Origin of the sequence: Rhodococcus rhodochrous (assembly GCF_014854695.1) — a bacterium.
GTDB lineage: Bacteria > Actinomycetota > Actinomycetes > Mycobacteriales > Mycobacteriaceae > Rhodococcus.
In genome coordinates this window covers 953907-977944 of record NZ_CP027557.1, presented here as the reverse complement: position 1 = coordinate 977944, position 24038 = coordinate 953907, and the positions used below count along the sequence as shown (strand labels likewise).

Below are 24038 nucleotides of genomic sequence, written 5' to 3'. Positions count from 1 at the left end.
CAGGAGCTACGGCATCGACGCTCTAGGGCATCGAGTACTCGACGGAGCACAGCCGCTCGGACAGTTCCCACAACCTCCGCGCCAGGATCTCGTCGCGTGACCGCGAGGTGGACTGCACCCGCTTCGGCCGGCCGCGCATCTCGAAGAAGGAATCCGGCCCGTAGTAGCCGCCCGGTTCCGCCTCCGGCGAGGTCGCCGCGTAAAGAGTCGGGAGTGCGCCCTGCTGCGGGGACTGCCCGATGATGGGGGTGACGAGTTCGACGATCTTCCCGTGCCAGGACTCGCTGCGGTACTGCAGATTCGTCGACGAATAACCCGGATGTGCAGCAAGCGAACTCACGCTCGATCCGGCGGCGCTGAGGCGCCGCTGCAGTTCGTACGCGAACAGCAGGTTCGCCAGCTTCGACTGCCCGTAGGCGAGCCAGCGCTCGTAGCGGCGGCGTTCCCAGTTGATGTCGTCGAGATCGATGCTGCCGATGCGGTGCATCGTGCTGCTGACCGTCACCACCCGGTCGGTGATGCGATCGAGCAGCAACCCGGTGAGGGCGAAGTGGCCGAAGTGATTGGTCCCGATCTGCATCTCGAAACCGTCGGCCGTCCGCCGCAACGGCACCGCCATGACGCCTGCGTTGTTGACCAGGACGTCGATGCGCTCGTGCCGGGCACGCACCTCGTCGGCGAACGCACGGATCGACGAGAGATCCGCCAGGTCCAGACGACGCACCGTCGCGCGGTCGCCGAGGTCGGCCGCGACCGACTCACCCTTGCCGACATCGCGGCAGGCGAGCACCACCTCGGCACCGGCCCGGGCCAGCGCCCGGGCGGTCTCCGCACCGAGTCCGCTGTTGGCCCCCGTCACGACCATCGTGCGTCCCGACAGATCCGGAATATCGTTCGTGGTCCACCCCATGCCCGCCACCCTACGGACGCGCGCCGCGTGGCGACACCCCTGTTTCCGGCGTCGACGGGCCCGATGGATCGCATCCTCGCCGTGGGGCGCACCTGCTCGTAGACTTCCCCGGAACTCACGACCGCAGGCGCGCGGGGGCGCATGCACGACAGGGAGGTTCCATCGATGGGGCACCACCCCGGACGTCCGGACCGCGAACTCGCCGCAGCGTTGCGGAACGGGGAGCCGGACGCCACGGCAGCGGTCTTCGACCGTTTCGCCCCCGGCCTGTACGCGTACGCGTGCGGCTTCGTCGCCGTGTCGTCGGCCTCGGACGTGGTGTACGACGCGGTCTGGACGGCGACCGCGCGGATCCGCTCGCTGCGCGACGAGAGTCTCCTGCGGGCCTGGCTCTACGCCGTGGTCCGCGCCGAATGCATCCGCGTGCTCGAGCGCACCGGCTCCGCCCTCGAATATCTCCCCGCGGCCGACCCCGCCTATCAGGCCGCCTCCGACGTGCTCGACGTCCGCGAGGCGGTCCACCTGCTCGACGGCACCGCCCGCGAGGTCGTCGACCTCACGGTCCGGCATCACTTCTCGTCCCACGAGATCGAGGCGATGCTCGGCTCCGCCGGCGACGGACGTGTCCTCGCCCATGCGCAGGACTTCGTCGACCGTGCGGTGCCCCGGGTGCCGAACGCTCTCGGAACGTTCTCGCTTCTCCCCTTCACCCCTCTGCCCGCGCACCTGCGGGGACGGCTGCTCGCGGTGCAGCCCTCGGAGGCGGAACTGCTCGATCTCGGGCGTCGGCTCGAACCGCTGGACCGGGAGGGCTTCCCCCGTCGCGATCGCCGGGCGAGGCGCACCGTTCCCGTCATCGCGGCATCGGTGGCGGTGTTCGCGGTGCTGGGCGTCGGTGCGCTTTTCGTGTTCCCGCAGGCCGAGCCCGTCGAGCGGCAGGTCCTGCGTCCTGCTGCCGAGCCGACGCTCGACATCGGGTCGCCGGTCGCGACGACCACGACCGCAGCGACGACCGAGACCACGACCCCCGAGCCCGCGGAGACGACGACGGAGGAACCCGAGGTCGAAGCATCGGTGGTGACCACCACCTCGGCACCGACCGCCGAGCCCGCTGCGGAAACCACCGCCGCCCCCACCACCACGGCGACGTCGACCGCCGGTGGCTTCACCAGGCGCGGCGGGCCGGGACGCGACACCGAGCCGGACGAGGACCGCCCCCGCCGGGACATCGAGGAGAGCGACGCGCCGAACACCGGGACGCCTCGCCCCACCACGGGTACGCCCACCACACCGCGGCCGATGCCGACGCTGCCGACCTTCCCTCCGCGCGGCGGCGCGTGAGGTGTGCATCCCCGTCACACAGCGGAGACGAGGACGTAACACGACGGGACTACCTTCGCGGAGTCGAGCACTCGCATTCCGGTGACGAAGGAGGACCCGGTCGTGGCACCACGCCGTAGATCCGCGTTGCTGGACGAGCTCCGCGTCGACGTACCGGGCCGCCCGCAGGACGTGATCCTCGAGGAGCTGCGCCGCGCCTTCCTCTCCGGAGCCGCACCCCCGGGCACACCGATCCCCGTCGGGGAGGTCGCGGAGTTGTTCGGGGTGAGCCGCATCCCGGTCCGGGAAGCACTCAAGACCCTCATCGGCGAAGGTCTCGTGACCCACCGGCAGAACCACGGATACATCGTCGCCCAGCTGACGATCGCGGAACTGCGCGAAATGTATCTCGTCCGTGAGACTCTCGAATCGGCGTCACTCGCGGCGGCCGTGCGCAACGCCACCGAGGAGGACGACCGGCGCGTCGAGGAGTCGCACCGTCTTCTCGAACGCGCTGTGCAGGAAGGCGACCCGCGCGGCTATCACCGCGAGAGCCGCGTCTTCCACATGGCCCTCACCCGGCCGTCCCGCATGCACCGCCTGTTGCACATGCTCGAATACGCCTGGAACATCACCGAACCCGTGCAACCGATGGTGCACGTGAGCGATTCCGAGCGCGCCGAACTCCATCGCGAGCACGAGGCGATGCTCACCGCTTTCCTGGCGCGCGACACCGACGCGCTGCTCGCGGCGTCCGAACACCACAACCGGCATCTCGACGTCGCCATCTCCGGCCTCACCGCCGAATCCGGCCTGCTTCCCGCGGAAGATATACAGTTCGGGTAACTCTCCGGCAATATCGCCCCGTTACGGTCTGCACATCGGAATTCACCACCGCCGTTGATGTTCCGTCGATCGATTCGACTCCGCCCACCGGCCTCGCACCGGGGCACGGGCGGCTCCCCCTCGCACAGGAGCAGGCATGACCGAAGTGCTGACACCGAGCGCCGGTAGCGTCCCCACCGCACCCCCGCCGCCCGCGACCGGATACGACCCGCGGTTGACCAACGACGACCTCGCCCCGTTGAAGAACCAGCGGTGGGGTTCGTACAACATCTTCGCGTTCTGGATGTCCGACGTCCACAGCGTGGGCGGGTACGTCACCGCCGGCAGCCTGTTCGCTCTCGGTCTGGCCAGCTGGCAGGTCCTCGTGGCCCTGCTCGTAGGCATCACGATCGTCTACTTCTTCTGCAATCTCGTCGCCAAGCCCAGCCAGGTCACGGGTGTGCCCTATCCGGTGATCTGCCGCAGCGTCTTCGGCGTCCTCGGCGCGAACATCCCGGCGATCATCCGCGGCCTGATCGCGGTGGCGTGGTACGGGATCCAGACCTTCCTCGCCTCGGCAGCACTCGACGTGGTGCTGATCAAGCTGTTCCCCTCGCTCGCGCCGTACGCGGTGGTCGAGGACTACGGATTCGCCGGCCTGTCCGCACTCGGATGGGTCAGCTTCCTGACGCTCTGGGTGCTGCAGGCCTGCGTGTTCTGGCGTGGCATGGAGTCGATCCGACGGTTCATCGACTTCTGCGGCCCTGCCGTCTACGTCGTGATGTTCCTGCTGTGCGGTTACCTGATCTCCCAGGCCGGTTGGAGCGCGATCGATCTGACCCTCGGCGAGGTCACGCACACCGGATGGTCGTCGGTGCCGGTCATGCTCGGCGCGATCTCCCTGGTGGTCTCGTACTTCTCCGGCCCGATGCTCAACTTCGGCGACTTCTCCCGGTACGGGAAGTCCTACGCCGCCGTCAAGAAGGGCAACTTCCTCGGTCTGCCGGTGAACTTCCTGGTCTTCTCGTTGCTCGTGGTGATCACCGCGTCGCTCACGCTGCCCGTCTACGGCGAATTGATCACCGACCCCGTCGAGACCGTCGCCCGCATCGATTCGACCTTCGCGATCGTGCTCGGCGCACTGACCTTCGCCATCGCCACGATCGGCATCAACATCGTCGCGAACTTCATCTCCCCGGCCTTCGACTTCTCGAACGTCAGCCCGCAGAAGATCAGCTGGCGCGCCGGCGGCATGATCGCCGCGGTGGGCTCGGTGCTCATCACCCCGTGGAATCTGTACAACAACCCCGAGGTCATCCACTACACCCTGGAAACCCTGGGCGCGTTCATCGGTCCGCTGTTCGGCATCCTCATCGCCGACTACTACCTCGTGCGCAAGCAGAAGGTGATCGTCGACGACCTGTTCACGATGTCCGAGAAGGGTGCGTACTTCTACCGCAAGGGCTACAACCCGGCCGCGGTGATCGCGACCGTCGTCGGGGCCGTGGTAGCGATGATCCCCGTGCTGTTCAACGATGCTCCCGGCATGGGAACCGCCGCCCAGTACAGCTGGTTCATCGGCTGCGGTCTCGGCTTCGTCGTCTACCACCTGCTCGCGACCCGCACCCGCCTCGCAGTCCGTCTCCCCGACCGGGTCGCACAGGAAGCAGTCTGATCCTCCATGTTCATCAAGGTCGTCAACCCGAATACCACGTGGTCGATGACCGCCAGGATCGAGGCGTGTGCCCGGGCCGTCGCAGGTCCGGGCACACGCGTCGAGGCGGTCAGCCCCACGATGGGACCTCCGTCGATCGAGAGCCACTACGACGAGGCGCTCGCCGTGCCGGGCATCCTCACCGAGATCGAGAGGGGTGAACGCGACGGCGTCGACGGCTACGTCATCGCGTGCTTCGGCGATCCCGGGCTGGACGCGGCGCGCGAGCTCGCCGCCGGGCCCGTCGTCGGCATCGCCGAGGCCGCCATGCACACCGCTGCGGTCCTGGGGCGCGGATTCTCCGTCGTCACGACGCTGGCCCGCACGACCGGACGCGCGTGGGACCTCGCGCACCGCTACGGCATGCGCGACGCGTGCCGGGGCGTGCACGCGTGCGACCTGCCGGTGCTCGCCCTCGACAGCGATCCCGACGCACGCAAGATCGTCACCGAGGCGTGCCTCGACGCCCTGTACGAGGACGGTTCCGACGCCATCGTGCTCGGCTGCGCCGGGATGGCCGACCTGTGTGCGCACATCTCCGCGGAGATCGGCGTGCCGGTGGTGGACGGTGTCGCGGCCGCGACGCTGACCGTACAGTCGCTGGTCACGATGGGGCTGGCGACCGGCAAGCGAGAAGAGTTCGCGACTCCCCCGCCGAAGCGCTATGCGGGACTCCTCGAGGGGTTCACGACGGGCGGGTGAAGCCCCGCCCCCTACGATCGGGACGTGCCATCCATCCATCATGCCCCGCTGAGGAAGACCGATCCCGAGAGCCTGTACCGGATCGTCGCTCTGCGGACCGACGTGTTCGTTTTCGAGCAGGGCATCACCAGCGAACCGGAACTCGACGGCCGCGATCTCGACCCGACCACCGAACTGTTCTGGACGCGGGAGGGGGACGACGTTCTCGCGACGCTGCGCGTGCTCCACGACGACGGGGACATCGCCCACATCGGCCGTGTCGCCACCGCCCGGCACGCACGCGGGCGCGGCCTCGCCGCGGAGCTGATCGAGGTGGCGCTCGGGACCTGTCCGGGGGTGGTCGACATCTCGGCGCAGGCGTACCTGGAGCACTGGTACGCGCGATTCGGGTTCGTGCGCACCGGAGCGAACTACCTCGAGGCCGGGATCGACCACGTGCCGATGCGCCGCACCCCGTGACCACACGGCGCCCGTCGGGCTGCGGTCACGGGGTGCGGGCGACGACGCGTATCAGCCGATCTCGACATGGACTCCGGTGAGTTTCTCCGACAACTCCCACAGCCGCGTCGCGGTCTCGCGGTCGCGGGCGCGACGCCCCACGCCGGCGACACCGGGCGCTCCGTAGAGCAGGAAACGCGGACCGATGTAGCCGCCCGCGATGCCCGGATCGGAAGCGGCGAGCACGACCGATTCGGCTCCCTGGTCCGGGGTGCGCTGCAGGATCGTCTTGCCGAAACCGAACAACCGGTCGAACCACGTCCCCGTGTGACTGCCCACCTCGGTCGCCGCGTAGCCCGGATGGGCCGCGACGGCGCGCAGCGGTGAGCGGACCGCGGCGAGTCGTCGTTCGAGCTCGAGCGCGAACAGCAGGTTCGCGAGCTTCGACTGTGCGTACGCCGCGGCGCGGTTGTACGGGCGGCGTTCCCAGTTGAGGTCGTCGAGATCGATCCGGCCGATCAGATGGGCGGCACTCGACACCGTGACGACGCGACCGGTGATGCGCGGCAACAGCAGTCCGGTCAGGGCGAAGTGTCCGAGATGGTTCGTTCCCATCTGCATCTCGAACCCGTCGGCGGTGCGACGCAGCGGCACCGCCATGACCCCGGCGTTGTTGACCAGGATGTCGATCCGCCGATCGGCGAAGGCGTCCGCGAAGGCACGGATCGCCGAGAGGTCGGCGAGATCGAGCGACATCATCTCGGCCCGGGGGCCGATCTCGTCGGCGATGCGCTTGCCCCGGTCGACGTTGCGACCGGTGAGGACGACGGTGGCACCGGCAGCCCCGAGGGCCCGGGCCGTCGCTTCACCCACCCCGCTGGTGGCCCCCGTCACGACGACGGTGCGGCCGACCAGCGATGTGGTGGCGTCAGGCGCCAATCGAGGACTTGAGCATCGGGAGCATCGCCCACAGCTCGTCCTGCCAGTAGCCCCACGAGTGGGTACCGACGATCGGGAACGAGAAGTGTGCGGTGTCGATCCCCAAGGTCAGCAGGCGCACCTGGAAGGCACGGTTCTGCGTGCGGGCGAGCGCTTCGAGACCCATGGCGTTGGTCGTGTTGAAGCTGCCCACCAGCGAGCTCGGCCGGTCGTACTGGCCGGGCAGGCCGCTCGCCGCGGAGATCCACATCGGCAGGCCGCGCAGCTGCGGCGCCGCGACGAACGGGTCGTGACGCAGCCACGCCGGGTTCCAGGGCGGTCCCCACATCGCGTCGGCGTTGTATCCGCCGGCGTCGAGCATGGCGAGACGGATGGCTTCGCGCATACCCGGAGCCGAGAGGTTGAGGTAACCCGAGAGCGAGCCGGCGAACTTGAACTGGTCGCGGTGGTAGGCGGCCAGGATCAGCGCCGCGTTACCGCCCATCGACAGGCCGACCACCGCGTTGTTGTTGCGGTCGATGCCGTAGGCGTTCGCGAGATGGTCGGGGAGGTTCTGGGTGAGGAAGGACTCCCACTTGTAGGTGTAGGGCTGGCCGTTGAAATTGCTCGGCGCGTACCAGTCGGCGTAGAAGCTCGACTGTCCACCCACCGGCATGATCACGTTGACGCCGTGATCGGCGAGCCACGCCGCGTTGGTCTCGTGTTCCCAGCCGCTCACGTCGTCGGTGGCGCGCAGACCGTCGAGCAGATAGACGGCCTTGTTGCTGCCGTTGTTCGCTCGCCAGATGCGCACCTTGATCGCCCCGACCCCACCCGGTGCGGCGACCATGTCCTCGTGGAAGCGTTCGTACGGGTCGGCCGCAGCCGTGCCGGCACCGAGCCCGCTGAACGCGAGTGCCAGCGGAAGCACCAGTGCCGCCACCAGCAGCCGTACGAGAGCGCGTCCCCCCCGCCGACGGGTTCCGGTCTTCGCCGAAATCGTCACAACAAGCTCCCCTTGCACTCCAGTAACATTCTTCACTTCCGTCCCAGGGTATCGACGGTGCAGAAACCTTAAGCAGGCTTGCACACAATCGTTATCGTGGAAAGTCCGGCAGCGTTATCGTCGGGCCCTCGGCATTCGCATTCCGTTCGCACCGCTAGCCTGACAATCCGTGCCCGAAGCTCCCCTCCCCGTTCGCGACGGCCTGAACCCCACCCGCCTGCGACTGCCGGAAAACCCCAGTTGGGAGACCATAGCGGAGTTCCTGCTCGCGCGCTTCCCGAGCGATGCGACGCGCATCGCGGAGAAGATCGAATGCGGCGAAGTGGTCGTACAGGACGGCACAGCGATCACACATTCGACCCCGTACGTCCCGCGCGAATTCGTGTATCTCTACCGTGATCCGCCCGCCGAACAGCGCGTCCCCTTCGAGATCGACGTCCTCCACCGCGACGAGAACCTGCTCGTAGTGGACAAACCGCACTTCCTGGCGACCACCCCGCGCGGCTCGTGGGTGACGGAGACCGCCGTCGTCCGGTTGCGCAAGGAACTGGATCTGCCCGAGCTGTCCCCCGTCCATCGTCTCGATCGGCTCACGGCGGGCGTTCTGGTGTTCACCGTCCGGCGCGAGGCACGACGCGCGTACCAGATGTTGTTCGACCGGCGTCTCGTCGAGAAGGAGTACGAGGCGATCGCCCCGGCGGCGCCGCATCTCGACTTCCCTCGCGAGGTCCGCAGCCGCATCGTCAAGGAACGCGGAGTGCTGCAGGCACGCGAGGTCGACGGTCCCGTCAACGCCGTCACCCGGATCGACGTCACAGGCACGGCCGGCGGCCGTGCGCGTTACCGATTGCGTCCCGAGACCGGCCGGACGCACCAACTCCGGGTACACATGAACTCCCTGGGAATCCCCATCCTCGGCGACAACCTCTATCCGGAGGTGTACGAGGTTGGGCCGCAGGACTATTCGAATCCGCTGCAGCTTCTGGCCAGGTCCCTGTCGTTCCACGATCCGATCACAGGTCGGCCGACCCGCTTCGTAAGCCGACGAAACCTGGCAGCATGGAGTAACAGCACACCAGGACCCCGCTGACCGGCGAGTTCTCGTCTTGGAGGTTTCCATGGAAATCGGCAGCATCTCGCGTACCTATGACGGGCGGGTGGCCCTGCGGTTCGAACGCTCGTTCCCCCACTCGCCGGAGAGAGTGTGGCGGGTCCTGACCGATCCGCACCATCTCCGCGCCTGGTTCCCTGCCGACGTCGAGTTCGAGCTCACACCCGGCGCCACACTCGAATTCCGCTCGACGCAGGAACAGACCCGACGTTTCGGCCTGCCGGAAGGGCACACCACCATGGGCAGTGTCCTCACGGTGCGGCCCGCACGGATCCTGGAATACCTCTGGGACACCGACGTTCTGCACTGGGAACTCACTCCGGACGGCTCCGGCGGGTGCTGGCTCACCCTCACCCACACCACCGACGACGAGGAGGACGCCCTCGCACACGGCGCCGCCTGGCACGCCGGATTCGAGGTGGTCGAGGCCCAGTTGGAGGAACGTCCGGTCGACTGGTCGATCTGGGACCGCGCAGCCGAACTGAGCACGCACTATCAGGGAAGCTCGGGCTGATCGCCCGGCTCGGGATCCGGGCCGACCGCCCGGGTGGAATATCCGCCTAGCGGCGCGCCCCACGTCGCGCAGGAGCCGAACCGACGCCGTCGAGATCGTGTTCCCGGGCGGTCGTGCGCGCCACGATGCGCGCACCCCAGGCACCGATCGCGTCCCAGTCCCGGAAGTCACCGGAAGGGGCACCGACCATCCTGACAACCATCCGTTCGCCGGTGCCGAGCACCGCCGGATCCAACTTCCCCGGGAAGGTGCGATGTTCGACGGCCTCGACGCGTTCGGCGACGGCGCACGCGTCGTAGCACGTGTTCACCGACCTCCCGCCCGAGGCGACGGGACCCGACGAGAACAGGTAGACGTCGCGTTCGCGCAGTTCGGCCGCGTGCCGGTCGGAGAACTCCCGCGCGCTGCGCAGCCAGCGACTGCGGTAGACGGCACTGCCGAGCACCACGACGTCGTACGCGTCGACCTCGTCGACGTGCTCGGGCGCGTTCACGTCGACCTGCGCGCCGTGGTGGCGCATCGACGCGGCCAGCGCTGTCGCGATCTCCGCGGTCGAACCGTGCCGACTGGCCACCGAAACAAGAACCTTCATCACTACCTCCGGACCCGCGTCGAACCATGATCACCCCGGAACCGGGCCTTGACCAGGGCCGAAGTGCCCTTTGCCCGGTATCGGCAGATCACAGTCGGACGAACCCCCTCATATCGGACCGCGTGGCAAGGTGGACTCGACATAGACGGAGAAGGAGTAGATGCATGCCCAGCACATCGCCGGCGACCGTCGCGGAGGAGGCGGAACGCAAGTATTCCGCCCCCGGCGACCGGCCGCTTCCGGACTTGACGGGACTGCCGTCCGTCGATGCGATCGACGTCGACCGGTTCGAACTGTCGGCCCAGTACTACGACACCGCCGAGCTGAGCCTGCTGCGCTCGAAGATCACGCTCCGGAGGCGCGAGGGCGGCGACGACGCGGGATGGCATCTCAAACTGCCGTCCGGTATCGACACCCGCACCGAACTGCACTTCCCTCTCGGTGACGACTCGGCCGAGGACGTTCCCGCAGACCTCGAGTCCTTGTTGCGCGGCATCCGGCGCGGCGCCCCGCTGAGCCTGGCCGCTCTGCTCGTGACCCGACGACATCGGCACCGACTCCGGTCGTCCGACGGCGGCCTCGTCGCGGAGGTGGTGGTCGACGATGTCGACGCCGTGCGCGGAGCCGACGGATCGGAGATCCGCTGGAAGGAGATCGAGGTCGAGTGGAATTCCACCCTCGGCGACAAGGCGGTCGGCCGATTCCTCACGGCGCTCGAGGAACGCTTCGCGGCCGTCGGCATCACCCGTTCGGAGAGCCCGTCGAAGCTCCACCGCGTGCTCGGCGACCTGATCCCCACCCGCCCGTCGATCGCGAAGGGGTTGCTCCCGGTACGCGACTATCTCTCGAGCGAACTGCACACCCTGGAGCTGTCGGACATCGCGGTCCGTCGCGACACGCCCGACGCGGTGCACAGCATGCGCAAGGCCGCGCGGCGTCTGCGCAGCGCACTGCAGACCTATTCCGACGAGATCGTCGTCGATCACGATCTCGTCGACGAACTCCGTTGGCTCGGAAGACGTCTCAGCCCCTCACGCGATCTCGAGGTCCAATGGGAGCGGCTCGCGGATCGCGTGGCCGAGATCCCCGTGGACTCGCACCGGGAAGCGACGAGAGCCCGTATCGACGAGTACTTCTCGGCACGGTCGGAGGCCGCCCGCCTCGAAGCCGTCGACACCCTGGACTCGGATCGGTACGTCGGGCTGCTCACCCGCCTCGACGCGGCGATCATCGACCTCGCGCCCGCCACCGAAGCGGCGGGGGCACGGCCGAAGGTGGCACGGAAGGAACTGTTGCGCGCGGTCGCAGCGCTGTCGAAGAAGGTCTCGCGCCGCGTCGACAGGGTCGGCGACGCCGAGGACCCGGCGGAGCGCGACGCGCTGATGCACCGGGCACGCAAGGGCGCCAAACGGATGCGGTACGCCATCGAGGTGATCGCGCCGCTGCATCCGAAGCGTTCCGGACGGATCCTCGACCGGTTCGACGACTTCCAGGATCTGCTCGGTGAATTCCAGGACTCCGTCGTGGCGCGGGAACATCTCCTGGACATGCTCTCCGAGCAGGGGCACACCGCCGAGACCAGTTTCGGGCTCGGGATCCTGTTCCGCATCGAGACCGAGCTCGGCGACGCGCAGGCCGCGCATCTGGACGGCGGCTGGAAGAAGGCCTTCCGCTCCGCCCGTCGATTGTGGACCTGATCGAGGTCCGAAGGCCCTGGCCCGGGCACCCCGGATCGGAGATCATGAAGATCGTCGACACCGGGCCACAGCCGCGTCGTGGCGGTAACGTGGCCTCGAGCCGACCGGCGCACGGGAAGCCGCGCGCCGCAACGAGAAGGAGATATCGATGAGCACACCGAGCACCCGCAAGGCAGTCGTCGCAGGCGTCGACGGCTCCGAAACGGCTGTAGCGGCAGCGCGGTGGGCCGGAGCCGTCGCGTCGCGTATCGGAGCACCCCTCCACCTCGTGCACTCGATGCCCCCGGAAGGCATCTTCTACAGCGAGGCCGCGGTGCTGGTGCAGTCGCAGATGATCCAGCAGCTCGAGGAGGACGGCAAGAAGCTCCTCGCCGACGCCGCCGAACGAGTCCGCGCAGATCACCCCGATCTCGAGATCAGCAGGTTCATCGGTCCCGGACCCGCAGCCAAGTCGCTGCTCGAGGCCGCCGAGGACGCACGCCTGGTCGTCATGGGCGCCACCGGCGCGGGTGCGCTGGAGAACTTCCTGCTCGGCTCCACCGTTCTGCGCGTCGCGAACCATTCCCCCTGCCCGGTGGTCGTGTGGCGCGGCAACACCGATTCTCCGCTGCCCGATTCCCGGCCGATCGTCGTCGGTGTGGACGGCAGCGAATTGTCCGCTGCCGCAGTCACACACGCGTTCGATCTCGCGTCGGCCCTCGGGGTTCCGCTCCGGGCAGTGCACTCCTGGCTCGGTGACGCCGCGCTCGGTGTCGGCGCCACGGCCGCACTGGTCGACTGGGATGCCGTGGAGACCTCGGAGACCGCGGTTCTCGCCGAGACGCTGGCCGGCTGGAGCGATCGCCATCCCGAGGTCACCGTCGAGCGTGTGATCGACCGGGGCCCGGCCTCGAAGGTCCTGCTCGCGCACCTCGACGACGCCCAGCTCGTCGCGGTCGGAAGCCACGGGCGTGGCCAGTTCCGCGCCGCCCTGCTCGGATCCACGAGCCAGAACCTGCTGCACAAGGCTCCGTGCCCGGTACTCATCGCCCGCAAGGTCTAGAACCGACCGTTCCGGGCCGACGGGGATCGCTTCGACGAAGCGATCCCCGTTCGCTGTTCCCGGGGCGCGATCACCAGGGCGCCGGACCGAGCATGCTCTCCAGCCGCGCCGCGTCGACGGTCTCGACACCCGTATCGATCGCCACCGCCTCCGGCCACGGATCCCGCCGACGGAGTTGCTGTTCGAGCACAGCAGGGGTCGCATCGGAGGCATCGTCGCCGCGATCGGCGCGGGATGCCATCCGCTGCAACAGGATTCCCTTGTCCGCACGGCACTCGATCTCGATCACGTCCACTGCGGCGCCGTCCGCGACCTTACGGGCCGCGTCGCGCTGCCCGGACGACAACCAGGTCGCGTCCAGCACGACGGATCGCCCGCGGGCAAGAGCGGTCTCGGCGCGGCGCAGCAGTTCCCCGTAGGTCGCCTCCGAATGCGCCGGTGCGTACAGACCGGCATCCGTACCGTCGCCGGTGCGGTCGGTGGGTTGCAGACCCGCCAACTCCTTGCGGACGACGTCGCTGCGCAGTACATCCGCTCCGAGATACGCACCGACCGTGCGCGACAGTGTCGTCTTGCCGGTCGCGGAGACACCACCGACGAGCACCATGCGCACACGTCCCCGGTCGAGATGTCCCTCGAGCAGCTCGACGAAACCGGTCGCCGTCTCCCGCGCCGCTGCATCACCCTGCTCGTAGCGCAGAGCGGTCACCTTCGCGCGCACCAACGCTCGATAGGCGATGTAGTGGTGCACGAGCGAGGAGGGCGGGTGATCGCCCGAGACCTCGCCGTACTGTTCGAGCAACCGCCGTGCCGCGGACTCGGCACCGAGACGTTCGAGATCCATTGCGAGGAAGGCAAGATCGAGTACTGCGTCGCCGTAGCGCAACTCGTCGTCGAACTCGAGGCAGTCGATGATGCGCGGACCGTCGTCGAGACAGAAGATGTCGTCGGCGAGCAGGTCGCCGTGTCCGTCCACGGCCCGGCCCGCCGCGATGCGTTCGTCGAACAGCACCGTCCGACCGGCGAGGTAACGGTGCACGGACTCCCGGATCCGCGTCAACGCCCCGGCACGATCCGCCCCCACCTCCAGCCGGCCGAGATGGTCGAGACTGAGATCCCACAACTCGGCGACGAAATCCGCGGAGGCACACCGGTCGATCTCGGGACCGTGCGGCGAGGAGGCGTGCAGTGCGGCGACCTGCCGTGCCACCTCGTCGATCACCGCCGACACGTCCTCACCTCGACGGACCGCCGCGGCCAGGCGCCGGTCGTCGGGCAGCCTCACCATCTCGACGAGGTGCTCGCACAGCTGTCCGTCCGGGCCGTGGACGTCCGCGACACCCAGGTAGACGTCCGGTGCGAGACGCCGGTTGAGCTCCACCTCCCGGTGGCAGATCCGTTCGCGGGCCTCACGCGTGCGGTTGTCGAGGAAACCCAGGTCGAGCGGCTTCTTCAGCTTGTGCACGCGGTTGCCGACGAAGAAGACCACCGACGAATGCGTCTCCCTCACCCCCGCGTAGCCGACACCCTCCGGTCCGGCACCTGTGGTCACTGCGCCCTCCCTGCCGTCGGCGGATCCCACCGAGTCGTCTCGTCCACCACATTGTCGTTCAGACACTCCCCCGGTGCATCCGCACAGCGCCGACCGGTGCATCCGCACAGCGCCCACCGGTGCATCCGCACAGTGTGCGCGTTCTCGTCCGGATCGCCCGAACGAACCGTCCGCGACAGGTAGCTTTCACACCGGGGCGACTTCTGGACGGGGTGAGATGAGGAACGATCAACCGAGCCGGGTACGAGGAGACGACACCGTGCGGGCGGACGACGGACCCACGGTGGCGGTTGTCGCGTACACGACGGCTCTCGAGCGGACGATGATCGAGGAGTGGCTGCGCTCGGACGAGCTTCCCGCCGAGTACCGCACGCCGACCCACCCCGAGTCGCTCGACCTCGACTCACGGGTGCTCACCGAGGAGCTCGTGACCCGCACCGACGATCCGCTGATCCTGCCCGTGCGGGTCGTGTGGCTCCCGGCAGAGCGCGACGGTGCGCGGCGTGTCCGGTTCTCCGACGTCCTCGCCCTCACGAACCCACGCAATCCGAATCTGTTGCTGCAGAAATGGCTCGTGCGCAAGGGCGCCGACCGCTACCGGATCGTCGTCGCGCAACCGGCCCGCCTGTCCGAACTGCGTGATGCGCTCAGGGTGGAGGGCGGTGACGGCGACGACGGGGCACTCGCGCGGTACGTGACCCGTCGCGCCGTCGTCGCGCTCGAACGCGCCGAGCGAGCGGTGATCGGCGACCGCTACAAGGTCCCGCGGCTCGTCGCCGCCCAGATCATGGACTCGCCGATCTTCCGGCGCCGTCTCGACGAGATCGCCGCCGAGCACGGCCTCTCGCGTGCCGAGGTCGAGGCGCGGGCACGCAGTTCGCTCGACGAACTCGTGGCCGTGCAGTCACGACTGGTCACCGACCTGTTCACGCAGGCGATGCGGCCGCTGCACTCGTCGGCATGGACCGTGCACGCCGACGAGGCCGGTCTGCGCGCACTGCGCGAGTCCAACCGCCGGTACTCCCTGGTCTTCCTCCCCTCGCACCGGTCCTACGCCGATGCCTTCGTGCTGGGCGATATCCTGGCGGCGAACGACTTTCCCGGCAACCACATCATGGGCGGAGCCAACCTCACCTTCTGGCCGATCGGTCCCGTCGCCCGCCGCACCGGCACGGTGTTCATCCGGCGCAGCTTCTCAGACGACGACGTCTACAAGGCCGCGCTCGAGGAGTACTTCGCGTTCCTGCTGAGCAAGCGGTTCAACCTCGAGTGGTATTTCGAGGGTGGCCGGACCCGGACCGGCAAGCTCCGGGCCCCGCGCTACGGGCTGCTCAGCTACGTGGCCAACGCGATCCGCGGCGGACGGGTCGAGGACGCGATGCTGGTGCCGGTCTCGATCACCTACGAAGGGCTCGCCGAGGTCGCGGCGGTCGCCGCCGAACAGACCGGCGCGACGAAGAAACCCGAAGGCCTGGGGTGGCTGGTGCGCTACGCCCGCAATCAGCGCAAGCGGGCCGGGAACGTGTACGTGCGGTTCGGCGATCCCGTGTCGATGCGCGAACTGCTGGTCACCGGCGGGGATCCGGACCTGACCGCACCGGCGCTGGCAGCCGACCCGTCCGCGGCGCCGACGGATTCCGAGGAGACACGGGCGCTGCGCCGCAAGGCGCTGCAGAAGGTCGCCTTCGAAGTCGCGGTCCGCATCAACTGCAACACTCCGGTGACGGTGAACTGCCTGGTCACCCTGGCCCTGCTCGGTGTGCGCGACCGCTCGCTGACGCTCGAGGAGGTGCGGGCCGTGATCGCACCTGTCCGCCGCTATCTCGATCGCCGCGGTGTCCCGCAGGGCGGCCTCCACATCCTCGACGTCGAGGGTGGCCTCGAGGACGTGCTCTCGTCGCTCACCCACGCGGGCGTGGTGACCACCTACGCCGGCGGGGAGGAACCGGTCTACTCGATCCAGCCGGGTCAGCATCTCGTCGCGGCGTTCTACCGCAACAGCGGTGTGCACTGGTTCGTCAACCGGTCGATCATGGAGCTGGCCATCCTCTACGCGCACGCCAATCCCGGCGACGATCCTGCGCGGGTGGCGTGGGAGGAGGCGAAGAACCTGCGCGACCTGCTGAAGTTCGAGTTCTTCTTCCCCGACCGCGACACCTTCGAGGCCCAGATGCGCGACGAGCTGGCCTGGCTCGTCCCGTCCTGGGGCGACACGCTGCCGACGAAGGACGAAGCTCTGACCGGTCTCGTCGAGACCGGCTTCTTCATGTCGCACCGCACGCTGCGGTCGTTCTTCGACGCGCAGCTCGTCGTCGCCGAGCGCCTCGCCGTCCGGGACCCGGAGCTCGAGGTCGACCGCGCCGCCTTCCTGTCGGAGTGTGTCGCGGTGGGCCGGCAGATGCTGCTGCAGCGGCGCCTGTACGGGCCGGAATCGGTGTCGTCGGAGTTGTTCGCGTCCGCGCTCGACTTGGCGCGCAATCGAGGACTGCTCGACCACGACGAGGACCCCGAGATCGTCCGCGAGCGCAGGAAGGCCTTCGCAACGGAGCTGTCGGAGTTGGCCCAGCGGGTCGCGCTGGCCGAGTCGCTCGACGTGTCGAACAGAAAGGTGGAACGGTGAACCTCGAGCAGGCCCTCGAACGGGTGCGCACGGGTCCACAGGGACCCGAAGTGGCGGCCTTCTTCGATTTCGACGGCACCATCGTGCACGGCTTCTCCGGTGTCCACTTCTTCCGCGACCGGGTGCTGGCCGGGAAGGTCTCCGCATCCGAACTGGCCGCGACGATGATCAACGGGATCCGCGGGACGGAGACCGAGGAGGACTTCGAACGCTTCGTCGCGATCGCCTTCAAGGCGTGGCGCGGTCACACCGAGGACGAGCTCTACGAGATCGGCCGCCGGTTGTTCATGACGACGATCGCGGGACACCTGTATCCGGAGGCGTGGCAACTCATCGGCGCACACCAGAACGCGGGCCACACGGTGGTGATCGCCTCGTCGGCGTCCCGCTACCAGATCCAGGCCGCCGGGGACGCGCTGGGCGTCGAGCACATCCTGTTCACCCCGCTCGAGGTCGAGAACGGTGTGCTCACCGGTCGGGTTGACGGGAAATCGTTGTGGCGCAGCGGCAAAGCGGAGGCGGCACGCAATTTCGTCGAGACACACGGCATCGACGCCGAGGCCAGCTACACCTATTCCAACGGTGGTGAGGACGTGGATTTCCTGGCCTTCGCCGGCAACCCCACCGCCACGAATCCCGATCGCACTCTCACCCGCGTCGCCATCGAACGCGACTGGCCGATCATGCGGTTCCGGCCGCGCGGCACGCCGGGCGCCCGCGAACTCGTCCGCACCGCCGCCGCCTACGGCGGAATGTTCGGCTCGGTGTGGACGGGTCTCGGACTCGGCCTGATCAACCGCAGCCGCAAGACCGCGCTGGACTCGATCATCAGCATCGGCACCGAGGTTTCCCTGGCCCTGGCCGGAGTGGACGTACGCATCGTCGGGGAAGCGAATGCGTGGGCCGCCCGGCCGGCGGTGTTCATCTTCAACCACCAGAGTCAGCTCGACCCGGTGGTGCTGGCCAAGGTCCTGAGGCAGGACTTCACGGGTGTGACGAAGAAGGAGATGGCCAACGACCCGCTGTTCGGGCCGCTCCTGCGGTTCGTCGGCGCCACTTTCGTCGACCGCACGAACACCGAACGGGCGGTAGCGGCGCTCGGACCCGTCGTCGACACCCTCCGCGAGGGGACGTCGATCGTCATCGCCCCCGAAGGCACGCGCTCGCTGACCCCGGCGATCGGCAGGTTCAAGAAGGGTGCCTTCCACATCGCGATGCAGGCCGGTGTGCCGATCGTGCCGGTCGTGATCCGCAACGCCGGCGAGATCCTGTGGAAGCACTCGACTCTGCTGCGGTCGGGCACCGTCGACGTGGCGGTGCTCGAACCGATCGACGTGAGCGGCTGGTCACGGGAGAACCTCGGCGAGCACATCGCCGAGGTCGAGGACCTCTACCGCCGCACGCTGTCGAGCTGGCCCACCGAATAGATGACGAACGAGACCGTGACACCCGAGGAGCCGGACGACGACGGAGCCGACGAGAGCCCGAACGGTGAGAACGGGCCGCTCACCCCGAAGCGACGCCGGTATCTCAAATGGATCGTCGGCGCGCTGCTCGTCGTGGTGCTCACCGTCGAGATCGTGCTCGTGTGGCCGGAGCTGTCCGACAGCGTCCGCGGCCTCGGACACCTGTACTGGTGGTGGGTCCTCGCGGCGGTGTGCGCGTCGATGGCGGAGATGTCGACCTTCGCACGGGTGCAGCGGGCGCTGCTGTCCGCGGCGGGTGTGAAGGTCTCACAACGGCAATCGCTTTCGGTGGCACTCGCGGCGAACTCCATGAGCGTGACCCTCCCGGGCGGACCGGTGGTCGGGACGACCTTCACCTACCGGCAGATGCGTCACTGGGGTGCCTCGCCGGTGGTGTCGACCTGGCAGCTGGTCATGGCCGGTCTCCTGCAGGCTGCCGGACTCGCCCTGCTGGGCCTCGTCGGCGCTCTGCTCGTCGGCGCCAGCAACAACCCGTTCTCACTGATCTTCTCGATCGGCGGCCTGTTGCTGCTGGTCGTGCTCATCCAGTACGCGGCGGGCAATCCGGGTTCGTTCGAATCGATCGGACTGATCGCCCTGAGGAGCCTGAATCGGCTGCGGAAGAAGCCCGAACAAGCGGGGGCGCGGGCGTGGCGGAAGATCGTCGGCCAGTTGAGCGCGGTGCAACTCGACCGTCCGCATGCGGCCCGTGCGTTCGGGTGGTCGGTGAGCAACTGGGTGTGCGACGGTGCGTGCCTGGCGTTCGCCGCGTACGCCGTCGGTGGCGCGCCGAGCCTGGCAGGGATCGCGGTGGCCTACGCGGCCGGGACCGCCACCAGCCGTGCCATCCCGCTACTCCCCGCCGGTCTGGGTGTCATGGACGCCGTGCTGGTCCCGGCGCTCACCGCCTCCGGCATGACCGGCGCGCAGGCCCTGTCGGCGGTGGTCGTCTACCGGTTGATCAGTTTCGTGCTCGTCGCTGCGATCGGCTGGATCGTTTTCGCATTCCGCTATCGGAACGTCGGCGAGGAGGAGGACGAGGACGAGACTCCCCCGGACCTGCGGCTCTGGGACGACGACTGAAGGCGCCGACCCGAAAAGATCGCCCGCGCGCCGGTCGGGGCGCTAGCGTTGTCCTCCATCCGAATGAATGGAGGGACGAGGTCCGTGGCACAGCACGAGGTCACACGTAAACGGGAGGTCTGGTCGGGCCGGTCGGTGTTCATCATGGCCGCAATCGGCTCGGCGGTCGGACTCGGCAACATCTGGCGCTTCCCGTACATCGCTTACGAGAACGGTGGTGGCGCATTCCTGATCCCGTATCTGGTCGCGCTGCTGACCGCGGGTATCCCCCTTCTCCTGGTCGACTACGCGATCGGGCACAAGTTCCGCGGCTCGCCGCCGCTGGCCTTCCGCAGACTGCGCCGCGGCGCCGAGTTCATCGGCTGGTGGCAGGTGCTGGTGTGCTTCGTCATCGGCGTGTACTACGCGGTGATCGTGGCTTGGGCCGCGCGGTACACCTTCTTCTCGATCACCGAGGCCTGGGGCGACGATCCCGAAGGCTTCTTCATGAGTTCGTTCCTGAACCAGGACACCGATGCGACCTTCGGCCTGAGCTTCGTGCCGGGCGTCGCGTGGACGCTGCTGCTGGTCTGGATCGCGACGCTCGCGGTGCTCGCTCTCGGCGTCCAGCGCGGTATCGGCAACGCCAACCGGTTCTTCGTGCCGTTGCTGGTCCTGCTGTTCGGTGCGCTCGTCGTCCGGTCGCTGACCCTCGACGGCGCGACCACCGGTCTCGATGCGTTCTTCACCCCGAACTGGTCGGCGTTGACCGACACCGGGGTGTGGATCGCGGCGTACGCGCAGATCTTCTTCTCGCTGTCCGTCGCCTTCGGCATCATGGTGACCTACGCGTCGTACCTCAAGCGCAAGACGAACCTCACCGGTTCGGGTCTCGTGGTCGGGTTCTCGAACTCGAGCTTCGAGGTGCTCGCCGGCATCGGTGTCTTCTCCGCTCTCGGCTTCATGGCCCAGGCGCAAGGCGTCGAGGTCGGTGAGGTGGTCGCCGGCGGTATCGGTCTCGCCTTCATCGCCTTCCCGACGATCGTCTCGGAGATGCCCGGCGGCCCGCTCTTCGGTGTGCTGTTCTTCGGCTCGCTGGTCTTCGCCGGATTCACGTCGATGATCAGCATCATCCAGGTGACCGTTTCGGCCTTCCAGGACAAGACGGGCCTCGGCCGGGTGCCTGCCGTTCTCGCCATCGGTGGTGTGTCGGCGATCGTGTCGCTGCTGCTCTTCCCCACCACCACCGGCCTGAACACCCTCGACGTGGTGGACCGCTTCGCGAACCAGTTCGGCATCGTGGGTGTCGCCTTCGTGGCGCTCGTGGTGGTCGCGTGGATCTATCGTCGTCTGCCCGAACTCCGCGACCACCTCAACTCGGTGTCGTCGTTCAAGGTCGGCACGGGCTGGATGGTGTTCACGGGCATCATCACCCCGCTCGTCCTCGGCTACATGCTGTTCAGCGAGATCCGCGACCGTGTCCGCGACGGCTACGGCGGTCTTCCCGACAGCCTGGTCACGGCCTTCGGGTGGAGCGTGCAGGCCGGCGTGATCATCCTCGCCGTCCTCCTGACGTTCATCCCGTGGCGCAGGGGAATCGACGAGGAATACGAGCTGGACGAAAACCGTCCGCTCGCGTCCGCCCAGGCGCCTGCTTCGTCCGGCGATCCCTCGCCCGGACCCGACTCGTCCACCGGAGGTACCCGATGAGCACAGCGGCAGTCGCCATGATGATTCTCGCCCTCGTCACGCTGTGGGGCGGTCTCCTGCTGAGCATCCTGCATCTGCGAAAGCATCCGGACGATCCGGACTGATCAGCTGCACAACCGACCCACATGGGTGTCGGTTCGGTAACACCACGGGGCGGCGCTCTGGCCGGAGCGCCGCCCTTGTGGTCTCCTGGAACGGTCGTACTCTAAACCTCTACTTTAGAGTTAGGTAGAGCCCGTCCGGGTGTCACGACCCACAGGAGGAGAACCCCACATGAGCCGCAGACACCGCAATCGGATGCGTCGCATCTCGGCCGCCGCAGCCCTGACCGTCGCCGCAGGCCTGGCGCTTCCCGCCGTCGCCGTCGCCGAGCCCGCACCCGCGGAGCCGGCAGCACCGGCGGAAGCGCCCGCCACGAGTCCGCTCGTGAGCTCGCTCGAGGCCCTCCGCGCGCTGCCCGGCGTCGATCGAACCGCTCTCGCTGCTGCCGAAGCGATCGCGAACGCACGCGGAAGCGCTGTCGACGCGGCCGAAGCGACACCGCTCGGCGCCTACGAGGACGGCATGGAGTTCCTGCGCCGCCTCGGCGTCGAACCGTTCCTCTACCCCACGGTCGCGCCGTTCTGCACGGCCGACGGCGACCTGCCGCTGGGCACCGTGCCTGCGGTTGCGGGGGCCCTGCCCGGACCGTGGCCCGACTCCGACCTTCCGTGGGTGTCGGAGAACCTGAACGTCGTCGCCCCCGCCGAGACGCTCTTCGCGTTCGTCCCGGTCGGCCTCGAGGAGGACGCCGACACCTCGGGCATCCAGCTCGCGTGGTTCAACGTCAACACATTCCAGGGCGGCTTCGTACCGATGGGCACGCCGGAGGAGGCTGCCGCAGGCGCCGTCCCGGCCGGAGTCCCCGCGCAGGCCCGCGGCATCGTCGAGCAGGCGATCACGACCTTCATCGCCGACACGCTGCCACTGGGCGGCGTGCGGGTCGCGCCGGTCGAGACCGGCTCGGGAACCGTGCTGGCAGCCGTTTTCGGCAACGTCCGGAACGGTGACGCACAGTGCTTCTTCCTGCCCACGATCGGCATCGTGGACGTGCCGGCCTGATCGAACCCCGAACTCGAACTGCGGCGGGTGGGCGTCAGCTCGCCCGCTGCAGTCGGTTCAGCCGGTCGAACACGAGTGTGACGGCGGTGTCCATGTGTGCGAGCACATCGTCGACCGACTGCCGGCCGGCCACCCACGCGACCAGCGCCGACATCCACACGTCGGCGATGATCCGCACGGCGTTGAGTACTTCTTCGGTGACGATGTCGATGCCCGCCGCCTGCGCGAACAGGCGCGTGAGCACCTCACCGAGACGGTCGAGTTCGGGCGCCGAGGACGCGTCGGCGAACATCGCCGCCCGGATGAGCGCGTCGTAGCGCAGCGGGTTCTCGGACAGCCGCGGCATCACCCCGCGCAGCACGCCCATGAGGCGCTCGGCGGCACTGCCGCCCGGGATCTCCGCGGTGGTCACGGCTTCGGCGGCGGTCTCGAATTCGAGTACGAGCGCCACGACGAGCAGGTGGTTCTTCGACGGGAAGTAGCGGTAGACCGTACCGAGAGCGACACCGGATCGGTCTGCGACAGCCCGCATCTGCACGGCGTCGTAACCGCCCTCCGAGGCGAGCTCCTCGGCGGAGGCGATGATCCGCATGTACCGCGCCCGCTGCGCCGGCCGCAGGCCCGCACCGGGCGACCGGGTGGACCCGAGGGCCGGTCGCGAGGTCTGCGTCGACGCCGACTCCTCGCCCGCGGTCTCCGTCGTCGACTGCTCCGTCATCACGCCACCTTCCGTTCATGCCCGTTTCGAGGATAGTTCAGCGTGGTGCGCCTGCCTTTTCGTACCGCCGACCGGCCACAATCAGACAGGTGTCCGGAAATCTCTTCCCTCCGGATGTAGAACGCGTTACATTTTCTCCGTCACCGTCTGGAGAGGGGCTGCTGTGCGCCACGGAATCACCCTGTTCACGAGCGACCGGGGAATCCGGCCCGAAGTCGCTGCCTCGACCGCGGAGAGTCGCGGTTTCGACAGTTTCTATGTGCCCGAACACACTCACATCCCGATCCGTCGCGAATCCGCGCATCCGGGAACGGGCAACGAGACCCTTCCCGACGACCGCTACATGCGCACCCTCGATCCGTGGGTGGCGCTCGGACTCGCAGCCGCGGTGACGTCGACGATCAAGTTGGGCACCTCCGTCGCACTGCCCCTCGAGCACGACCCCATCACGCTCGCCAAGACCATCGCGAGCCTCGATCACCTTTCCGGCGGCCGGGTGAACTTCGGTGTCGGATTCGGTTGGAACGCCGAGGAACTCGCCGACCACGGCGTACCGCCGAAGAAGAAGCGCACCGCGATGCGCCAGTATCTCGAAGCGATGCAGGCGCTGTGGACCGAGGAAGAGGCCTCCTACGAGGGAGACTTCGTCGCGTTCGGGCCGAGCTGGGCGTGGCCGAAACCTGTGCAGCAGCCACGGCCCCCGATCTTCCTCGGCGCCGGTTCCACCGACCGCAACTTCGACTGGATCGTCCGCCACACCGACGGGTGGATCACCACACCCACGGAGAACAACGTCGTCGACAACGTCGCGCGCCTCCACAAGGCCTGGGCCGATGCCGGCCGTGCAGGGACTCCCGAGATCCTCGCCCTGGCAGGCCGTCACGACGCCGAGCAACTGAGGATCTGGGAGGACTCCGGGGTCACCGAGGTGATCTTCGGCCTGCCCGACCGTCCCCAGGACGACGTCGTCGCGTACATCGACCGACTCGCCTCGAAACTCGACCACTGATCACCGACCCG

General features: G+C 68.2%; 22 protein-coding genes. 16 read left to right on the top strand and 6 right to left on the bottom strand.

Annotated features, from left to right (window positions below):
• Nucleotides 1-22 precede the first annotated feature (22 nt).
• Nucleotides 23-910 carry an oxidoreductase gene (locus C6Y44_RS04600; protein WP_120281510.1) on the bottom strand — a complete coding sequence of 296 codons (888 nt, stop codon included), beginning with the start codon at nucleotides 908-910 and terminating at the stop codon, nucleotides 23-25.
• 165 nt (nucleotides 911-1075) lie between these two features.
• Between C6Y44_RS04600 and C6Y44_RS04595 the strand changes: the two genes are divergently transcribed.
• The 5 genes from C6Y44_RS04595 to C6Y44_RS04575 all read left to right on the top strand — a co-directional run bounded on the left by C6Y44_RS04595 (nucleotide 1076) and on the right by C6Y44_RS04575 (nucleotide 5930).
• Nucleotides 1076-2251, top strand: a complete 1176-nt coding sequence (locus tag C6Y44_RS04595) for an RNA polymerase sigma factor (RefSeq protein ID WP_159416638.1) — start codon at nucleotides 1076-1078, stop codon at nucleotides 2249-2251.
• 102 nt (nucleotides 2252-2353) lie between these two features.
• The gene (locus C6Y44_RS04590) at nucleotides 2354-3076 is read left to right on the top strand and encodes a GntR family transcriptional regulator (RefSeq protein WP_120283956.1); all 723 of its coding nucleotides are present in this window, start codon (nucleotides 2354-2356) and stop codon (nucleotides 3074-3076) included.
• Nucleotides 3077-3212: 136 nt separating this feature from the next.
• On the top strand, nucleotides 3213-4730 hold the full coding sequence (locus tag C6Y44_RS04585; RefSeq protein ID WP_159416639.1) for an NCS1 family nucleobase:cation symporter-1: 1518 nt from the start codon (nucleotides 3213-3215) through the stop codon (nucleotides 4728-4730).
• Between the two features lie 6 nt (nucleotides 4731-4736).
• Nucleotides 4737-5471 carry an aspartate/glutamate racemase family protein gene (locus tag C6Y44_RS04580; protein WP_159416640.1) on the top strand — a complete coding sequence of 245 codons (735 nt, stop codon included), beginning with the start codon at nucleotides 4737-4739 and terminating at the stop codon, nucleotides 5469-5471.
• Nucleotides 5472-5495: 24 nt separating this feature from the next.
• Nucleotides 5496-5930, top strand: a complete 435-nt coding sequence (locus C6Y44_RS04575) for a GNAT family N-acetyltransferase (protein WP_159416641.1) — start codon at nucleotides 5496-5498, stop codon at nucleotides 5928-5930.
• A gap of 51 nt (nucleotides 5931-5981) precedes the next feature.
• Here the strand turns inward: C6Y44_RS04575 and C6Y44_RS04570 are convergent, their stop codons facing one another.
• Both C6Y44_RS04570 and C6Y44_RS04565 read right to left on the bottom strand, forming a co-directional pair.
• Nucleotides 5982-6848, bottom strand: a complete 867-nt coding sequence (locus tag C6Y44_RS04570) for an oxidoreductase (protein ID WP_159416642.1) — start codon at nucleotides 6846-6848, stop codon at nucleotides 5982-5984.
• The gene (locus tag C6Y44_RS04565; RefSeq protein WP_254072913.1) at nucleotides 6838-7833 is read right to left on the bottom strand and encodes an alpha/beta hydrolase; all 996 of its coding nucleotides are present in this window, start codon (nucleotides 7831-7833) and stop codon (nucleotides 6838-6840) included. The genes C6Y44_RS04570 and C6Y44_RS04565 overlap by 11 nt, the downstream gene beginning before the upstream one ends.
• Before the next feature lie 169 nt (nucleotides 7834-8002).
• Between C6Y44_RS04565 and C6Y44_RS04560 the strand changes: the two genes are divergently transcribed.
• Both C6Y44_RS04560 and C6Y44_RS04555 read left to right on the top strand, forming a co-directional pair.
• On the top strand, nucleotides 8003-8923 hold the full coding sequence (locus C6Y44_RS04560) for a pseudouridine synthase (RefSeq protein ID WP_192378702.1): 921 nt from the start codon (nucleotides 8003-8005) through the stop codon (nucleotides 8921-8923).
• Between the two features lie 28 nt (nucleotides 8924-8951).
• A complete protein-coding gene (locus C6Y44_RS04555; protein WP_016693033.1) occupies nucleotides 8952-9458 on the top strand; it encodes an SRPBCC domain-containing protein in 507 nt (168 codons plus the stop codon).
• Nucleotides 9459-9504: 46 nt separating this feature from the next.
• Here the strand turns inward: C6Y44_RS04555 and C6Y44_RS04550 are convergent, their stop codons facing one another.
• Nucleotides 9505-10050, bottom strand: a complete 546-nt coding sequence (locus tag C6Y44_RS04550) for a flavodoxin domain-containing protein (protein WP_016693032.1) — start codon at nucleotides 10048-10050, stop codon at nucleotides 9505-9507.
• Nucleotides 10051-10214: 164 nt separating this feature from the next.
• On the opposite strand from C6Y44_RS04550, the gene C6Y44_RS04545 reads away from it, so the two are divergent.
• Nucleotides 10215-11747 (top strand): CYTH and CHAD domain-containing protein, encoded by a 1533-nt coding sequence (locus C6Y44_RS04545; RefSeq protein ID WP_159416643.1) that lies wholly within the window; start codon nucleotides 10215-10217, stop codon nucleotides 11745-11747.
• Nucleotides 11748-11895: 148 nt separating this feature from the next.
• On the top strand, nucleotides 11896-12789 hold the full coding sequence (locus C6Y44_RS04540; protein WP_088897845.1) for a universal stress protein: 894 nt from the start codon (nucleotides 11896-11898) through the stop codon (nucleotides 12787-12789).
• Nucleotides 12790-12859: 70 nt separating this feature from the next.
• On the opposite strand, the gene C6Y44_RS04535 is transcribed toward C6Y44_RS04540, so the two are convergent.
• Nucleotides 12860-14371: a bifunctional aminoglycoside phosphotransferase/ATP-binding protein gene (locus tag C6Y44_RS04535; protein ID WP_159416644.1), complete on the bottom strand. Its 1512-nt coding sequence runs from the start codon at nucleotides 14369-14371 to the stop codon at nucleotides 12860-12862.
• Between the two features lie 187 nt (nucleotides 14372-14558).
• Here C6Y44_RS04535 and C6Y44_RS04530 point away from each other — a divergent pair, with 187 nt between their 5' ends.
• The 6 genes from C6Y44_RS04530 to C6Y44_RS04505 all read left to right on the top strand — a co-directional run bounded on the left by C6Y44_RS04530 (nucleotide 14559) and on the right by C6Y44_RS04505 (nucleotide 22300).
• The gene (locus tag C6Y44_RS04530; RefSeq protein WP_159416645.1) at nucleotides 14559-16961 is read left to right on the top strand and encodes a glycerol-3-phosphate 1-O-acyltransferase; all 2403 of its coding nucleotides are present in this window, start codon (nucleotides 14559-14561) and stop codon (nucleotides 16959-16961) included.
• A complete protein-coding gene (locus C6Y44_RS04525) occupies nucleotides 16958-18388 on the top strand; it encodes an HAD-IB family hydrolase (RefSeq protein WP_159416646.1) in 1431 nt (476 codons plus the stop codon). Before C6Y44_RS04530 ends, C6Y44_RS04525 begins: the two co-directional genes overlap by 4 nt.
• The gene (locus tag C6Y44_RS04520; RefSeq protein ID WP_159416647.1) at nucleotides 18389-19510 is read left to right on the top strand and encodes a lysylphosphatidylglycerol synthase transmembrane domain-containing protein; all 1122 of its coding nucleotides are present in this window, start codon (nucleotides 18389-18391) and stop codon (nucleotides 19508-19510) included. It abuts the gene before it with no gap.
• Nucleotides 19511-19573: 63 nt separating this feature from the next.
• On the top strand, nucleotides 19574-21199 hold the full coding sequence (locus tag C6Y44_RS04515; protein ID WP_455431349.1) for a sodium-dependent transporter: 1626 nt from the start codon (nucleotides 19574-19576) through the stop codon (nucleotides 21197-21199).
• Nucleotides 21196-21303, top strand: a complete 108-nt coding sequence (locus tag C6Y44_RS04510) for a methionine/alanine import family NSS transporter small subunit (protein WP_006551747.1) — start codon at nucleotides 21196-21198, stop codon at nucleotides 21301-21303. The genes C6Y44_RS04515 and C6Y44_RS04510 overlap by 4 nt, the downstream gene beginning before the upstream one ends.
• A 169-nt stretch (nucleotides 21304-21472) precedes the next feature.
• Complete coding sequence (locus tag C6Y44_RS04505) at nucleotides 21473-22300, top strand: hypothetical protein (protein ID WP_159416648.1); 828 nt, start codon at nucleotides 21473-21475, stop codon at nucleotides 22298-22300.
• Between the two features lie 34 nt (nucleotides 22301-22334).
• On the opposite strand, the gene C6Y44_RS04500 is transcribed toward C6Y44_RS04505, so the two are convergent.
• Nucleotides 22335-23018, bottom strand: a complete 684-nt coding sequence (locus tag C6Y44_RS04500; protein WP_120281497.1) for a TetR family transcriptional regulator — start codon at nucleotides 23016-23018, stop codon at nucleotides 22335-22337.
• Between the two features lie 163 nt (nucleotides 23019-23181).
• Between C6Y44_RS04500 and C6Y44_RS04495 the strand changes: the two genes are divergently transcribed.
• Nucleotides 23182-24027 carry an LLM class F420-dependent oxidoreductase gene (locus C6Y44_RS04495; protein ID WP_159416649.1) on the top strand — a complete coding sequence of 282 codons (846 nt, stop codon included), beginning with the start codon at nucleotides 23182-23184 and terminating at the stop codon, nucleotides 24025-24027.
• The last annotated feature ends 11 nt before the right edge of the window (nucleotides 24028-24038 follow it).

Excerpts from the sequence above, each read along its gene's own strand:
- C6Y44_RS04600 (WP_120281510.1), bottom strand. The coding sequence starts at position 910 with ATGGGGTGGACCACGAACGATATTCCGGATCTGTCGGGACGCACGATG.
- C6Y44_RS04595 (WP_159416638.1), top strand. The coding sequence starts at position 1,076 with ATGGGGCACCACCCCGGACGTCCGGACCGCGAACTCGCCGCAGCGTTG.
- C6Y44_RS04585 (WP_159416639.1), top strand. The coding sequence starts at position 3,213 with ATGACCGAAGTGCTGACACCGAGCGCCGGTAGCGTCCCCACCGCACCC.
- C6Y44_RS04580 (WP_159416640.1), top strand. The coding sequence starts at position 4,737 with ATGTTCATCAAGGTCGTCAACCCGAATACCACGTGGTCGATGACCGCC.
- C6Y44_RS04555 (WP_016693033.1), top strand. The coding sequence starts at position 8,952 with ATGGAAATCGGCAGCATCTCGCGTACCTATGACGGGCGGGTGGCCCTG.
- C6Y44_RS04550 (WP_016693032.1), bottom strand. The coding sequence starts at position 10,050 with ATGAAGGTTCTTGTTTCGGTGGCCAGTCGGCACGGTTCGACCGCGGAG.
- C6Y44_RS04545 (WP_159416643.1), top strand. The coding sequence starts at position 10,215 with ATGCCCAGCACATCGCCGGCGACCGTCGCGGAGGAGGCGGAACGCAAG.
- C6Y44_RS04540 (WP_088897845.1), top strand. The coding sequence starts at position 11,896 with ATGAGCACACCGAGCACCCGCAAGGCAGTCGTCGCAGGCGTCGACGGC.
- C6Y44_RS04530 (WP_159416645.1), top strand. The coding sequence starts at position 14,559 with ATGAGGAACGATCAACCGAGCCGGGTACGAGGAGACGACACCGTGCGG.
- C6Y44_RS04520 (WP_159416647.1), top strand. The coding sequence starts at position 18,389 with ATGACGAACGAGACCGTGACACCCGAGGAGCCGGACGACGACGGAGCC.
- C6Y44_RS04515 (WP_455431349.1), top strand. The coding sequence starts at position 19,574 with ATGAATGGAGGGACGAGGTCCGTGGCACAGCACGAGGTCACACGTAAA.
- C6Y44_RS04510 (WP_006551747.1), top strand. The coding sequence starts at position 21,196 with ATGAGCACAGCGGCAGTCGCCATGATGATTCTCGCCCTCGTCACGCTG.
- C6Y44_RS04505 (WP_159416648.1), top strand. The coding sequence starts at position 21,473 with ATGAGCCGCAGACACCGCAATCGGATGCGTCGCATCTCGGCCGCCGCA.
- C6Y44_RS04500 (WP_120281497.1), bottom strand. The coding sequence starts at position 23,018 with ATGACGGAGCAGTCGACGACGGAGACCGCGGGCGAGGAGTCGGCGTCG.